The 15,023-nt window shown below is 45.0% G+C and carries 15 protein-coding genes; 8 read left to right on the plus strand and 7 right to left on the minus strand.

What is annotated here, in order from left to right; genetic code table 11:
- Position 1: 1 nt before the first annotated feature.
- The gene (locus tag ACTF5U_RS05155) at positions 2-400 is read left to right on the plus strand and encodes a DUF6627 family protein (RefSeq protein WP_438970572.1); all 399 of its coding nucleotides are present in this window, start codon (positions 2-4) and stop codon (positions 398-400) included.
- Positions 366-1,403, plus strand: a complete 1,038-nt coding sequence (locus tag ACTF5U_RS05160; RefSeq protein WP_438970573.1) for a PA2778 family cysteine peptidase — start codon at positions 366-368, stop codon at positions 1,401-1,403. Before ACTF5U_RS05155 ends, ACTF5U_RS05160 begins: the two co-directional genes overlap by 35 nt.
- A gap of 229 nt (positions 1,404-1,632) precedes the next feature.
- Here ACTF5U_RS05160 and groL read toward each other — a convergent pair whose 3' ends face one another.
- From groL to ACTF5U_RS05175, 3 genes are all read right to left on the minus strand, one after another.
- A complete protein-coding gene (gene groL, locus ACTF5U_RS05165; protein WP_438970574.1) occupies positions 1,633-3,270 on the minus strand; it encodes a chaperonin GroEL in 1,638 nt (545 codons plus the stop codon).
- Positions 3,271-3,314: 44 nt separating this feature from the next.
- On the minus strand, positions 3,315-3,605 hold the full coding sequence (groES, locus tag ACTF5U_RS05170) for a co-chaperone GroES (protein ID WP_438970575.1): 291 nt from the start codon (positions 3,603-3,605) through the stop codon (positions 3,315-3,317).
- Between the two features lie 120 nt (positions 3,606-3,725).
- Positions 3,726-4,202, minus strand: a complete 477-nt coding sequence (locus tag ACTF5U_RS05175) for an FxsA family protein (protein WP_438970576.1) — start codon at positions 4,200-4,202, stop codon at positions 3,726-3,728.
- A gap of 222 nt (positions 4,203-4,424) precedes the next feature.
- Here ACTF5U_RS05175 and ACTF5U_RS05180 point away from each other — a divergent pair, with 222 nt between their 5' ends.
- Positions 4,425-5,789, plus strand: coding sequence for an OprO/OprP family phosphate-selective porin (locus ACTF5U_RS05180; RefSeq protein ID WP_438970577.1), 1,365 nt, complete (start codon positions 4,425-4,427; stop codon positions 5,787-5,789).
- A gap of 258 nt (positions 5,790-6,047) precedes the next feature.
- A complete protein-coding gene (locus ACTF5U_RS05185; RefSeq protein WP_438970578.1) occupies positions 6,048-7,874 on the plus strand; it encodes a GGDEF domain-containing protein in 1,827 nt (608 codons plus the stop codon).
- A gap of 6 nt (positions 7,875-7,880) precedes the next feature.
- Here ACTF5U_RS05185 and ACTF5U_RS05190 read toward each other — a convergent pair whose 3' ends face one another.
- Positions 7,881-8,315, minus strand: a complete 435-nt coding sequence (locus ACTF5U_RS05190) for an arsenate reductase ArsC (protein WP_438970579.1) — start codon at positions 8,313-8,315, stop codon at positions 7,881-7,883.
- A 168-nt stretch (positions 8,316-8,483) separates the two neighbouring features.
- On the opposite strand from ACTF5U_RS05190, the gene ACTF5U_RS05195 reads away from it, so the two are divergent.
- Entirely contained in the window at positions 8,484-9,158 is a 675-nt protein-coding gene (locus ACTF5U_RS05195) for a TIGR04211 family SH3 domain-containing protein (protein WP_438970580.1), read from the plus strand.
- Between the two features lie 66 nt (positions 9,159-9,224).
- On the opposite strand, the gene ACTF5U_RS05200 is transcribed toward ACTF5U_RS05195, so the two are convergent.
- The 3 genes from ACTF5U_RS05200 to ACTF5U_RS05210 are packed head-to-tail and all read right to left on the minus strand — an operon-like array spanning position 9,225 to position 12,174.
- Complete coding sequence (locus ACTF5U_RS05200; protein ID WP_438970581.1) at positions 9,225-9,743, minus strand: HugZ family protein; 519 nt, start codon at positions 9,741-9,743, stop codon at positions 9,225-9,227.
- A 13-nt stretch (positions 9,744-9,756) separates the two neighbouring features.
- Positions 9,757-10,140 carry a heme utilization cystosolic carrier protein HutX gene (gene hutX / locus ACTF5U_RS05205; RefSeq protein WP_438970582.1) on the minus strand — a complete coding sequence of 128 codons (384 nt, stop codon included), beginning with the start codon at positions 10,138-10,140 and terminating at the stop codon, positions 9,757-9,759.
- A 9-nt stretch (positions 10,141-10,149) separates the two neighbouring features.
- Entirely contained in the window at positions 10,150-12,174 is a 2,025-nt protein-coding gene (locus ACTF5U_RS05210) for a TonB-dependent hemoglobin/transferrin/lactoferrin family receptor (protein WP_438970583.1), read from the minus strand.
- A gap of 163 nt (positions 12,175-12,337) precedes the next feature.
- Between ACTF5U_RS05210 and ACTF5U_RS05215 the strand changes: the two genes are divergently transcribed.
- The 3 genes from ACTF5U_RS05215 to ACTF5U_RS05225 are packed head-to-tail and all read left to right on the plus strand — an operon-like array spanning position 12,338 to position 15,018.
- A complete protein-coding gene (locus ACTF5U_RS05215) occupies positions 12,338-13,189 on the plus strand; it encodes a heme/hemin ABC transporter substrate-binding protein (protein ID WP_438970584.1) in 852 nt (283 codons plus the stop codon).
- A gap of 10 nt (positions 13,190-13,199) precedes the next feature.
- Positions 13,200-14,243, plus strand: a complete 1,044-nt coding sequence (locus ACTF5U_RS05220) for a FecCD family ABC transporter permease (RefSeq protein WP_438970585.1) — start codon at positions 13,200-13,202, stop codon at positions 14,241-14,243.
- Positions 14,244-14,250: 7 nt separating this feature from the next.
- Positions 14,251-15,018 (plus strand): heme ABC transporter ATP-binding protein, encoded by a 768-nt coding sequence (locus ACTF5U_RS05225; RefSeq protein ID WP_438970586.1) that lies wholly within the window; start codon positions 14,251-14,253, stop codon positions 15,016-15,018.
- The last annotated feature ends 5 nt before the right edge of the window (positions 15,019-15,023 follow it).

Genomic DNA, 15,023 nt, shown 5'->3' on the forward strand with positions numbered 1-15,023 from the left:
TATGAATTTCTTTAGACGTCTTGGAAAAGTCGTACCCTTTTTGTCAATTCTTGCCCTGCTGAGCATTCACATGGCTCCGCTACAGGCAGCGATGGTTGATAACGATCAACTCATCGAGCAAACACAGCACAACATCACCAAACAAGAAGTACTCAGTAACATTGATCGTCAAGATGTTCACGATCAGTTAGTTGCAATGGGTGTTGATGTGGATGATGCGAAAGATCGTATCAGTCAAATGAATGATCAGGAATTAGCCCAAATCGCACAGGATTTTGATGAAATGCCCGCTGGTAGTGGCGTTTTAGGAGCTTTACTGGTTGTTTTCGTTGTGCTGGTAGTCACTGACATGCTGGGTGCAACCGATGTATTTGGATTTGTTCACAACATTAACCACTAAAATACATCAGCATTGGCTGAAAAAAAGCGTCGGGCTCTTGTCCGGCGCTTTTTTTACTCTTCTAGTTTCTGGTTGTGCAAGCACACCACAGACCTCCCGTCTCGCTAGTGAGCCACCAGCCGACATTAAACCGCAATACGAACTCACAGACACTGCTTTTTTCCCTCAGGAAGCCTATCAATGCGGTCCGGCCGCTTTAGCCACTGTATTGGGTAGTCAACAAATCGACATTCATCCCGATGAATTAGTCGATAAAGTGTATCTCCCCGGACGGAAAGGCAGTCTGCAAATTGAGATGATAGCCACCGCCCGAAGCTATGATCTCCTTCCTTATAAACTGGCTCCGGAGCTGAGTGATATTCTCCAGGAAGTCGACTCGGGTCGAACTGTCCTGGTTTTCCAGAATCTGGCCTTAAAATGGATACCGCGATGGCATTATGCTGTTGTAGTCGGTTATGACCTCACGACAAAAAAATTGGTATTAAGGTCGGGGACAGATAAACGTCACCTCGTCAGCTTTGCCACATTTGAACAGACATGGCAGCGAGCTAAATATTGGGCCTACGTATTCGTTCAACCAGGTGAAATTCCTGTTACAGCTCAACCGCTGAACTACGCCAAATCGGCCGGCGATCTCTTAAAATCAGGTAATGAAAAAGGGGCGCTTACCAGTTTTAGGGCTGCTACAGAGCGATGGCCGGATTTGGCATTACCCCATATGGTGCTGGGCAACACTCAGTTCGCAAAAGAAGATTATGCTGCCGCCCAACACTCATTTAGTAATGCCGTTCTTGCGGAACCCGACAACGCGCAGGCATGGAATAATCTTGCATACAGCTACGCTGCCGGACACTGCAGGGTGGCAGCTGTTAAAGCGATAGGCTGTGCAGTCAGACTCGCACCCGAAGATGAGAACCTATCCGATAGTCTGAGAGAAATTGTGGGTCAGCGGGAGATAAAGCCTGGCCAATGTGAGGTGCCACAGTGTCCTCTCTATCAATAATCAGCCTGTTTTAAGAAGGCAAAGTCTCTTTTCCAGTCTTAATTTATCATCGCCGTTAAGTTTTAACTTCTGCCTTAAACTACAGGCTCCAGCAAGATATGAACGACAAATTCCAACTCCGCTTTACCATATCGTGCAATATCCGTTACTCCCACCTTTAAATCTGGGCAAAAAAAAGCCCCGTCCAAATAGGACGAGGCTTTTCCGACTTTGAGTCAGCTAGGGCTGATTACATCATGCCGCCCATACCGCCCATGCCGCCCATATCAGGCATAGCTGGAGCGTCTTCCTTTGGCAGTTCCGCAATCATCGCCTCCGTGGTCAACATCAGACCCGCCACAGAACCTGCATTTTGCAATGCCGTACGTGTTACTTTGGTTGGGTCCAGAATACCGAACTCAATCATGTCACCGTATTCACCTGTTGCTGCGTTGTAACCATAGTTACCTTCACCCGCCGCGACGGCGTTCAGAATAACGGATGCTTCTGCACCGGCATTAGATACGATTTGACGCAAAGGTTCTTCCATTGCACGACGAGCCAGTGTAATACCCATGTCCTGGTCTGTGTTATCGCCACGTAGTTCGCCTAAAGTACCTTCAGCACGAACCAGCGCCACACCACCACCAGGTACAACACCTTCTTCAACCGCAGCACGAGTCGCATGCAACGCATCTTCAACGCGTGCTTTCTTCTCTTTCATTTCCATTTCGGTTGCTGCACCGACTTTGATAACAGCAACACCGCCAGCCAGTTTGGCCACACGTTCCTGCAGTTTTTCTTTATCGTAGTCAGAAGATGATTCAGCGATTTGTGCACGAATTTGTTCAACACGTGCCTGGATTTCATCACCACGACCAGCGCCATCAACGACAGTGGTGTTTTCTTTACTGACAGTGATTTTCTTAGCTTGACCCAGGTGATCCAGCGTCACTTTTTCAAGGCTCAAACCCACTTCTTCAGAGATAACCGTACCACCGGTCAGAACAGCAATATCTTCTAACATAGCTTTACGACGGTCACCAAAGCCTGGTGCTTTAACAGCACATACTTTCACGATGCCACGCATGTTGTTGACAACTAAGGTTGCCAGCGCTTCGCCTTCCACATCTTCAGAAACGATCAGCAGCGGACGGCTTGATTTAGCAACAGCTTCCAGCGTCGGTAGCAGGTCACGAATGTTAGTAATTTTCTTGTCGAACAACAGAATGAAGGGATCTTCAAGATCAGCCGTCATTGTTTGCTGTTCGTTAACAAAATAAGGTGACAGGTAACCACGGTCGAACTGCATACCTTCTACGACATCCAGTTCGTTTTCAAAGCCGCTACCGTCTTCAACGGTGATAACGCCTTCTTTACCGACTTTCTGCATCGCTTCAGCAATAATTTGACCCACTGAGTGATCGGAGTTAGCCGAGATCGTACCGACCTGGGCAATCGCTTTATTGTCATCACATGGTGTTGACATGCTACGCAGTTGTTCAACCGCAGCCTGAACCGCTTTATCAATACCGCGTTTCAAGTCCATTGGGTTCATGCCTGCAGCAACAGCTTTCATGCCTTCACGCAGGATTGCCTGTGCCAGGACGGTCGCAGTGGTTGTACCATCACCAGCGGCATCAGAAGTTTGTGATGCCACTTCTTTCACCATTTGTGCGCCCATGTTCTCGTACTTGTCTTCCAGTTCGATTTCTTTCGCTACTGAAACACCATCTTTGGTAACGGTGGGAGCACCAAAGCTTTTATCCAGAACTACGTTACGGCCTTTAGGACCCAGTGTAACTTTTACCGCGTTGGCCAGAGTGTTTACACCTCTTACCATTAGGTGGCGCGCATCAGCGCCAAATTTGACTTCTTTAGCAGCCATGTTAATTCCTCTTGTTCTTTAAATTATGCGAATGAATCCAGAAATCAGCCTTCGATAACTGCAACGATGTCATCTTCACGCATGACCAGCAGCTCTTCTCCAGCGACTTTAACTTCTGTGCCGGCATATTTACCGAACAAAACTTTGTCACCCACTTTAACAGCAAGAGAGCGTACTTCACCTGTATCGGTAATTTTGCCATCACCTGCAGCAATGACTTCACCGCGAGATGGCTTCTCTGCAGCGTTATCCGGGATAACAATGCCACCCGGGCTTGTTAATTCTTCTTCCATGCGACGAACAATCACACGATCATGAAGGGGACGAAGATTCATCTATAATTCCTCCGAAAATAAATAATGTCTGTTAGGACCAAGTTTGTTTGTTTTGGCCCTCATAAGATGGGGACGAGAATCCCGCTTTCAAGGGCCTATTATGAATTTTTTTCTATTTAGTTAGCGCAGATTCCGCGGGTCATCGTCATCGACCACTTCACCCTCTATAACGTTGTCATCATTACGCGACTTAGAACCGGGCCGTTGTTGATAAAAATTAGCTGAACCCCGGCTTGTAAATAGCATCTGCTTGTTTTTCAACATCTGCACGATCATCGCCCGTCTCACCGGCGGAATTAACAACAAGAAACCTAAGCTGTCTGTAACAAAACCTGGAGTCAGTAGTAAGGCACCGCTCACCAAAAGACATAAACCTTCCAGCATCTCTATCGCTGGGATTTCGCCTCTTGCCATCGAAGTCTGTGCTCGCTGCAAGGTTTGAAAGCCCTGCAACCTTAGTAAGAAGGCACCTAATACCGCAGTGCCTACGACTAGGAAGATAGTCCACCCGGCACCAATCACTTGCCCAACCTGTATTAAAAAGAAGATCTCGATCAGCGGGATGACAAGAAAGAGTAAAAACAAAAATCGAAACATGCTGTTTCCTAGATTTGGATAGCTTATATAACGATATTGGGCCGGTCTTTGATATTTCAAGGCAAAGGACTTCGAGTAGCAAAAAAGCAACAAAAATCGACTTTTGTATCACTGTCATAAAACTGTAATGAAATATTCATCAGCGTGAAACATTTCGGGCATAAGGTGTGCGGGACTTCGGAGATATACCGGAATTACTTAACTAACCAAGAGGATAGTCCCTTGAAACTAAAAACAACATCATTATTGATTGCAGGTACCCTGTTCGGCGCGGCGATGATGCCAGCACACGCAAACAATGACGCCATGCTGGATCTACTGAAAGTACTGCGTGACAAAGGCACTATCAGCGCCGCTGATTATGACCTGCTAGCAAATGCGGCAGCGGCTGATAAAGAAGCATCTGAAGCATCAAAAGCTGAAATTAAAGAAGAAGCGGTTGCTGCTGCAAAAGCTGACATGCCTATCATCACAACCAAAGGCAAAATCAAAATCGAAGACCGCGAAGGTAACTGGTCATTCCAGCCAATCGGTCGTGTCATGTGGGATGCCATCGATACCGATGCTGACACTGATAACAGTGATGATGATGTAGAAGGTACCGAGCTGCGTCGTGCCCGTCTGGGTTTCTCAGGTTCTGTCTATGACTGGGGTTACAAATTTGAAGCCGACTTCGCTGGTGGCGATGCCTCAATCAAAGATGCCTATCTCAGCTACGGCAACAAATTTTCAAATGGTGTTCGTTACGGCGTGAAACTGGGTCAGTCCCATATCCCGTTTGGCCTGAACACCAAAATCAGCTCTAAATACATGAGCTTTATGGATCGCCCACTGTTCGCGGATACTGACTGGTCACCGGCACGACAAAGTGGTGTCGTTGGCGCATTGGCCGCGGATGATTACCGCTGGACACTCTCTGCCGGCCTGACCAATGGCGGTCTAAGCGGCGGTGAAACCACCGATAACGGCAGCACTTTCGCAGCCCGCGCGTCATTTGTTCCCTACATGGCTTCTAAAAACCAACTCATTCAAGTCGGTGCCGGTTACCTGACACGTGGTGGCGGTGATGGTTTTGATGATGACCAACGCCTGGTCAGTCACATTGATGATCTCAAGCCTCTGTCACTGGACATCGCTGCTGCTGATGATGATGGTTCTGATGCTTTCACTGTCGATGCAATGGCTATCTTCGGTTCTTTCCACGCTATGGCTGAGTATCTGGATTACACCAACGACACCACTGGTGGTGACGTCGATACCACAGGTTATGCTGTAGAAGCAGGTTACTTCCTGACCGGTGAATCTCTGAAATGGAAGAAAGGTTATACCTCAGGTATCGCGCCTAAATCTAAGTATGGTGCTTGGCAGATCGCAGCTCGTTTCGAAAATATGGAGATTGACCAAACAGCTGGTAATGCAACTAGTGGTGACGAAGCTGATAAATTCACGATTGGTCTGAATTACTATCCAACTCAGAACACCCGCCTAATGCTGAACTACGATAAGGTCACAGACCTGACAGTCAACGGCATGAGCTCTGATGCTGAACCTTCAGCGCTGAAATTCCGCGCTCAAGCATACTGGTAGTAACCAGTTAGAAGAAGGACTCTTCGGAAATGGGCCTCACCCCCGGGTGGGGCCCTTTTTTGTTTGAAACATAGCCATTAACGCTGTCATAAAATCTTCATTTTTCTGTCATAAAAACGACCTTTAAATATGTGACATTAGTTATGTTTTATTTCGAAATCATTAATACGATTTCTCTCTACCAGGCTAGGCAAAACGCTTACCTTCACTTCATCCGGACCTGTCACACTGGGGCAAGATTTTTTAGACTGAAACTGAATGACACAAGAAGAGTTACATTATTTTCATTCTCTCGAGGAAATACTCAGCCAAGGAAGTCTGACGCCTCTTTTCCAACCAATAGTTTGTCTGCAAAGCCAACAGATATTCGGTTACGAAGCATTAATTCGAGGGCCATCGGACAGTCCGCTGCACTCCCCTATTAATCTCTTCTCTACAGCCAATCAGCATGGCCGTCTGGCTGAATTGGATTTGCTTTGTCGTCAGATCGCAATCAAACGATATGGCGAGTTGGGGTTGCCGGGGAAATTGTTTATTAATACCAGTCCTGCTGCATTGCTGGAACAGGATTACCCTCAGGGCCTGACAGTGCAATACCTTGAACAAGCGGGTATTTCACCGCAACAGGTGGTGATTGAACTGACTGAGCAGTATCCGATTGAAGATTACGAACTGATGCGTCAAGCAACTCAACATTACCGTGAGATGGGGTTTTCAATTGCTATTGATGATTTGGGTGCGGGGTATTCAGGACTAAGAACCTGGTCTGAGCTTAAGCCTGATTTTGTCAAACTTGATCGACACTTCATGCAAAACATTCATGAAGATCGCCAAAAGCGTCAGTTTGTTCAATCAATGATCGATATTGCTAAAAGTATTGGCTGTCAGGTCATTGGTGAAGGCATTGAAGTGCGTCAGGAATATCTGGCTGCACAAGGTCTGGATATGCGGTTTGCACAAGGCTATTACTTTGCTCGCCCCAGCCATGTTCCACAACGATCTCTCGACAATAATTTGTTTGCTAAACGCCAGCAATCGAATATATTGTCACCTGGAAGGCCTAGGGCTAACACGCTGGTAGGTAGCCTGCTGACGGAAATGACGCCACTCCAAACCACGGATAAATTGCACCGTGCTGCAGAATTATTTCAAAGAGACGTTAAATTAACCGCTTTACCTGTTGTCGATGGAATGAACCGGATAGCCGGTATGCTTTGGCGGGATGAATTTATGACTTTGTATGCAAGCCATTTTGGTCGAGAACTACATGCTCGCAAGGTCATTACGGAATTTATCGATACGACCCCATTGGTTGTTGAAACCGATCTGCCACTAAAAAAATTGAGTTATCAGATCACCAGTCAAACAGAACATCAACATCGCAATCTGTTTATTATTACCGAGCAGAATCGTTACTGTGGTGTCGGCAGTTTGATGGACTTGTTACGTCAAATTACAGACCTTCAAATCACGACTGCACGACATGCCAACCCGTTAAGCGGTCTGCCTGGAAACGTACCCTTGAGTGAGCATACTCGCGACGTGATAGAACAAGGCAATGATGTGACTGTATGCTACTTCGACTTAGATAACTTTAAACCCTACAATGATATTTATGGTTACAGTAAGGGCGATCAGGTTATCAGCCTGACGGCACAAACACTCACAGAGCATATTAATACCGATGTGGATTTTATCGGCCACGTCGGCGGGGATGACTTCATCATTCTGTTTGAAAGTCCAGATTGGCAACAACGCTGTAAGAAAATTCTGACTGCATTTGAGTTGCTACATCCGCAACTCTATACCCAGCAACACTTGCAGGAAAAGGGTATCAATGCCACTGACAGACATGGAAACAAGGCCTTCTATCCTTTATTAAGCCTGTCTATTGGGGCGGTTCGAATACAGGATTTTGATGACATTCAGGCTGAGATAGATTTAGCTGAATGTGCGAGTAAAGCCAAGTCAATGGCGAAACGGATCAGTGGCAATAGCTTGTTTCAATTTCAGGGAAATCAGACTGCTTTAGGCAAATCGGCTGAGCAAGCGGTCACTCTCGTTGCGAGTTATAGCAGAGTCTAAACAAAATCAGACTACATTACTCAATGCAACTTGTTCGAGAACAAACTCAACACGCTGACGTACTTTCTCACGCGTTTCACGAAACTCTTCCATAACCTCAACATCCGGGCCTTTCATTTTGGCGGGGTCCGGTAACGGAAGATGTACTTTAATCGTATGCGGACTTAAAAGAGGACATTGTTCTTCTGCGTTATCGCATAAAGTAACCAATAGATCTGCCCACTCGAGCATTTCACCATTGACTCGAATTGACTCCTGCTCCGAAATATCGATGCCAACTTCGGACATTACCGTGATCGCATTATCATTTTGACCGTATGCCTCGATGCCTGCCGATTTGACTTCAATATTATCACTGGCCAATGCACGCGCCCAGCCCTCTGCCATTTGCGACCGACATGAGTTGCCGGTGCATAAAAACATGACTCTTAACTTATCCATTTCTATAACCTTTTTCATATGCTCGGCGAGACTAGCAAAATAATATGACAGCCTGATGACGTCGCTAATTAGCTGACTCAGTTCTCATAATATTGTCGATTTACTTGAAGTCTGCTTAGGCGCATCTGTTAAAATACCTGCTTATTTACTCAACAATAGACTGCTACCGTGAAAAAACTTATCAGCCGCACCCTGATTGCTGCCCTTTTGTGCATGCCTTTTTTTGCCATCGCACAAACAACGCGCTATGTCTCTGACGAACTCGAAATTACCATGCGTAATGGCCAGGGTGTTCAATTCGGCATTCGTAAAATGCTTGAGTCGGGTACCCGACTGGATGTTCTGGAAACCGACCCGGCGGGCTACTCAAAAGTCAGAACCAGTGAAGGTGTTGAGGGTTGGGTGCTAACTCGCTACCTGAGCAACACGCCCAGCGCACGTGACCAATTGGAATCGAGTCAACAACGTGTCGCTAACCTGGAACTTGAAATTGCTAAATACAAAGAAGAGATTTCAACGCTAAGCAGCCAAAACTCGGATGTAGATACGAAAAACCTGACTTTAAAAGAAAAGTCTCAACGCTTGAGTAAAGAACTGGATAACCTTCGTCGAACAGCATCAAACGCTGTTGCGCTCGAAAATGAAAACCGTCAGCTGAAAGAAAAGTTGCAAGAAATCGATCATGAAAATCAATCTCTGGTTATCGAAAACAATGCGTTGAAAGATAACAGCACACGTAGATGGTTCCTGATCGGTGCTGCTGTATTATTCTCAGGCATCATTCTTGGCCTGATCCTGCCACGTTTAAGAATTCGTAAAAAAGATAGCTGGGGTAGCCTCTGATAGGCTTGCGCTCAATAAAAAAGGACGCTGATGCGTCCTTTTTTATTTAAAGGAAAAAGCCATGATTCAATCGCGTTTGTTATGGCCTTCTCTCAGATGGGAGAGACTTTCTCCTGCTAATGCCCCTCCCTCAATTTGATAGGCTTTACCAAAGCCCTTAACGTAACGCCCACCTAATGGATTAAGTCTAAATAATTTAAAATCACTCAATTGGCTCAGACTTTGTATCCTGTCGCCATGTCGACTAATTAGGCAATCAATGCCTTCATTCCAATTATCTGAGTCCACTGGGATCAAGTCAGCGGTGACATTGTATTGCACGCGAAGACGGGCAAATAATTCATCGGCTGAATCCTCATCCTCAATAATCAATACTGAGGCTCGGGGGTGATGTTGTAAGTTTTTAGCATGCACCGCAATCTCACTGATCAAAACATATAAACAGTCTTGAGCCACCGCAAAGGGGGCATAGGAAGCATACGGTTCATTTTGTTCGGTTAAAGATGACAGCAACAAGCTTTTTCTACTGTTCACCATCTGCATAATTTCTTCACTGATTTTAGTCTCTAGACCTTTATTATTCATTAGTTGATTCTTCTCATTGATAGTGTTGCTGCATTGTCAGAAAACGTTGTTTTTGTTCTGCTAACAACTCACCCTTGTCATCTCGACCTATAAAAACTTTGAAAATGACTTCATCATCTGCATTTTCAAAGACGAAGGCATAACTTTCGCGGCCTCGATGTGCTTTATCCTGAAATCGTATATGCTTGACCTGTTTAAGATTTAAGTGACCGTGAAAGCCTGGCATGGGACCATTTAAATTATAAAAGCCCTCTGCAACGCTTCCTTTAGGAAAAGGGCCTTTAAACTCAAATACGCTTCCACCATGAATAATGATGGTCACCATCGTGCCCCAGTCAGCCAACTGCTCAAGCAGTGTTTGGGCCTGGTCGCCAGGCATTATCACTTCGTTAGACATAATTACTCCTTAAAAATCGTACTTAACACCGAGGCGAATATCTTTGCCGGGCATATAAAGTTGCTGGAAAGCTACACGGTAGTGTTGGTCTGTTAAGTTATTCACTGTTAGATCGACTGTCAGGTTGTCAACGTCACGAGGTGTCCAGCGAGCATAAAGATCGACGAGGTTATAGTGCTCATAATCTTCATTCGCGAATGTTTCATTGGGCTTGTGTTTTTGGCTTTCGACTCGTGTCAATGTAAAGCCAGTTTGTAAACTGTCAGATAGCCATGACTTGTTCAGATCTAACACCCATTTATCAGCAGGAATATTGGCGAGGGCTTCACCCGTATTCTTATTTTTAGCACGCGTTTGACCATAACTGATCATCGTATTCCAATTTTGCCATTGGTAATCTACCGACAGCTCAAATCCTACTAATTGAGCGTTATCGACATTTCGATACTCTGTATTTACAGGATAATAATCATCAAACTGTGGACCATAGATCAAGAATATCTGCTGATAATTCGTTGCTATTTGCTCGATAAAGTTATCCACTTCATTATGAAAAACTGAAGCATGCCAGGTGACAGCATCACCTTGATTAAACGCATTTTGCATTTGGTAATTTACCAGTAACTCAATATTTTGAGATTCTTCTGGCTTCAAATTTGGGTTATTGATAAATGTATTAGCGCCTGCAGGTCCGTAGCTGTAATGCGTCCCTGTGGTATAAAGCTCTTCTGCCGATGGTGCCCTAAATGCCTCGTCATAACGCAAAGTCACCTGTAAATCATCAATTGGCAACCAACTGATACCCGCTGAAGGTGAGAACGCATTATCACTACGATCGTGATTCAAGTTATCCGCTTCGGTCGCAAAGTAGTCATAACGCGCACCTAACTCCAAACGCCAAATTTCAGCAAATGGAATCTGCACCTCTGTGAATGCTCCCCAAACATCCGTAGTAGCTTCTGGAACAATAGGCCGGTTTGAGCCTCTTCGTGTTGCGTCTAATTTATCCTGATAGCCATCAACGCCATACAATAGTGAAACATCACCAAATCGACTACGATTATTCAAGTTTAAACCTAGCGTTCTAATGTTGGTTGTATCAAATCGATTATCCGATACACGATTTTCATCTACTTCTGTTCGATTCCAGTATAAGTTGAGTTGACTGTCGATCAATTTGTTTGATGGATCAAAGCGATAATCAATAGAAGCATGATCCGTTTGAATTTCTCGATCAACTAAAAACACTGACGTACCTATATTTGCTGAGGAATTTGAGGGAACGCCACCATCCGTATAAGAGCGTCGAAAATTAAATGTCGCCATCTGATCACTATCAATAAACCAGTCCAGTTTGGCTAAAACGCCTTTATCACGATCAGCTGAATTTTCAAGATCATCGCCATTACCTAGCTCTAAATCATTTCCATCACGGTAATAACCTGATAAAAGCAGATCGACATTACCAAAACGACTCGCCAATGCACCGGTTGTTGTCCAGTTATCACCATTTGATTGATACCCTTGCTTTACAAACCCGCTGAATTCATCGCCATCTAACAGATCAGCCGCATGAATTGTATTCTGTGAAATAACCCCACCCAGTGCTCCTGAGCCCCATAAAGAACTGCTTGGCCCCCGAAGTACTTCCACATTTGTCAGTAGTGAAGGGTCCAAAAAATACGTTGGTCTGTGGCCAGAAACAAAGTTTTGTCTGACACCATCAATCAACTGTAAGACTCGGCTTCCCCCTAAACCACGAATATTCACCTCCTGTACTTGCTCTCGTGGCCCGCCTGTCATTGTGACATTCGGTAAATAGTTCACAACCTGAGGCACGGAGGTGGCTTGTTGTCTTTGGATTTCTTCCTGACTGATCACACTAATATTACGGCTACTGTTTTCATCGTCCGTCGTTCTCGTCGCGGTAATGGTTATCTCATCAAGATTTTGGTCAGCAGAAAACGCGATACCACCGCTAATAGTGAATAAAAAAGGTGCCTGCATTAGCAGAACTAGTTTTCTTAATTTCATGGAGTTATTTCCTAACATTCAAATTAATGTAGGAAAAAAGTATCACTTAATGCGATTGAGATCAATTATCATTTACATATAGATTAACAAATACGGATTTATCACGTAGAATAAAATTTATGTATTAATGCCTATCAATCACACTCTCAAAACAACGACTTTAATGATGAAAAAAACATCTTCTCTTTCTTGTTCACTATTTCTTCTAATGTGTTCCTTTTTAATCACATCATCCAGTAATGCAGAGACAGTCTCGCCGCGTCTGGTAAGTGTGGATGGCAATGCCACCGAGATTCTGCTCCAACTGGGGGTAGCTAAGCACATTGTGGCGGCCGACTTAACCAGTCAATCACTCCTTCCTCAGCCAGTAGAGAATTTAGGTTACCACCGAGCATTATCGGCCGAAGGCTTACTTCAACAATATCCAGATTTAATTATTGGTAGTAACCATATGGGTCCAGATTCCACACTTTTAGCACTCGAAAAAGCGAAGATTCCTATTCTGCAATTACAAAGCCCAAATACTCTAGAACAACTCAAAGTAAATATAGACCTATTAGCGACACAACTCCAAGCTGAATCAGCGGCACAGAAACTCCTGCAACAGCTTGATAACAGACAGAAATCATTGTTCAAGAAATTGCCTGAGAAACGGCCATCAATAGTGTTCTTACTGGATATTGGTGAGCGTGGCTTATCTCAGGCTGGCACAGATACGACGGGGGATGCGTTAATTAAGCTGCTCGGAGGTAAAAATATCAGTCAGTTTAGCGGCTACAAATCGATATCGATCGAAGCCCTTTTAGCTGCTAATCCCGATATTATTCTCGTTGGCAGTCGCTCCGATAGTCTGGACAGCGCCAGCAAATTATTAGATCGTCAGCCATTACTTCAACATAGCCAAGCCAACAAGAATACCAATATTGTGAGTGTCAATGCCGCGACCTTAATTGCCGGGCTTAGCCTCGGCGCTTTAACTGAGGCAGAACGACTCGCTGATAAACTCTACCGTTAATCGTATCGTGATGCTTTCTTATCAATCATTCTGCCGAAAACTGGCATGGCCACTTCTGACCAGCCTGCTTGTAATCGGCATTATTTTATCTTTAACATCTGGCCCGATGAAGTTATCTGAGTGGCAAAGTTTGCTTACGGTCTGGGATGGGATATTTCATACCGAACTTAGTCAACTGACAGATTATGAAAAGGTTGTCATTTGGGATCTTCGTTGGCCCCGCACGCTACTTTCTATATTTATTGGCGCCTTATTGGCGATATGTGGCGCTGTCACACAAGGTTTATTTCGAAACCCTTTAGCTGATCCAGGGATTATTGGTGTTTCCTCTGGCGCAGGACTAGGTGCCGCATTGGCCATCGTTATCTTTCCAGTGAGTTTTTCAGTGTTTGCCACACCTGCTGCTGCATTTTTGGGTGGCTTAATCACTAGTTTATTGGTGTATCGACTGGCGCAATCCAATCAGGGAAACACGTCGGTACTTATCTTGTTACTGGCCGGGGTGGCGGTCGCAGCCTTTACTGGAGCTGTTATTGGGTTTCTGACATATATTGCCAACGATCAGGCATTACGCGATTTAACGCTATGGGGAATGGGGTCGTTAAATGGTGCCACCCCTTTTATGTTGTGGTTATCCGCTGGTTGTTGTGTATGTTTACTAATTTTCTATCAGTATTATGCCAAAGCATTGAATGCGCTATTGTTGGGTGAAGCCGAAGCGGCACACCTGGGTATTGATACAGAACGGCTCAAGCGTCAATTAATTATTGCTACGGCAATAGGTATTGGCATCGCAGTATCAGCCTCAGGCATTATCGGTTTTATCAGTTTGGTTGTGCCACATTTAATACGTATGACTCTCGGCCCGGATCACAAGCGCTTGCTACCAATGTCAGCCCTTGCAGGTGCGACACTATTATTGCTGGCTGATGTAGGTGCTCGTCTCTGGATGGCACCCGCTGAACTTCCGGTCGGCTTAGTGACAGCATTGATTGGCGCACCGTTTTTTGTTTTTCTGCTCTTACAGCAACGTCAGCGCTTAAGTGTATTGTAGGAATAAGATGACCAGTTTAAGTTTAAAAAACGTCACTATTACTCATGGTGGTCGTTCCATCCTGCATATTGACCATGCCCTCGTCGAGGCAGGAGAATTTATTGCTGTTCTAGGTCCCAATGGAGCAGGAAAAACCAGCTTATTCAAAGCGATTACCACAGAGTGGGAACCAAGCTCAGGAATAATTAAGCTGTATGGGAAAAATGTAACTACCTGGTGCCGCCGGGAACGAGCCAAACATCTTGGTGTATTACCACAAGCGTCACAATTAACCTTTCCCTTTAGTGCCAGTGAAGTAGTGGCTATTGGTGCCACACCATTACATCTCTCTACTGAAGAATTGATCAGCCAAACACAGTATTGGATGGAAAAAACTGATACTAGGCAATTTTACGACCGACTGTTTACCAGCCTCTCTGGCGGAGAACGGCAACGTGTGCAATTAGCTCGCGTATTACTTCAGATATCACAGGCGGAAAAACCGCCAGTGATCTTATTGGATGAACCGACTTCAGCACAAGATTTAGGTCAACAACATCAATTATTACAATTAGTTCGTCAGCTCAGTCATGACGCCCATTTCTCAATTGTGGCTATTTTGCATGATCTCAATCAGGCCACGCGGTATGCGGATAAGATCTGGTTGCTAAATCAGGGTAAAATGCATGCTTATGGTTCACCGCTGGAGATATTAACTCCTGAAACGGTAAGTGCTGTCTGGGGTTACCTCCCAGAAAAGCTAATCACCAAAGCAGGAAATAACGTTCTAATTTAATGACT

The organism is Methylophaga sp. (genome assembly GCF_965655755.1).
Lineage (GTDB): Bacteria > Pseudomonadota > Gammaproteobacteria > Nitrosococcales > Methylophagaceae > Methylophaga.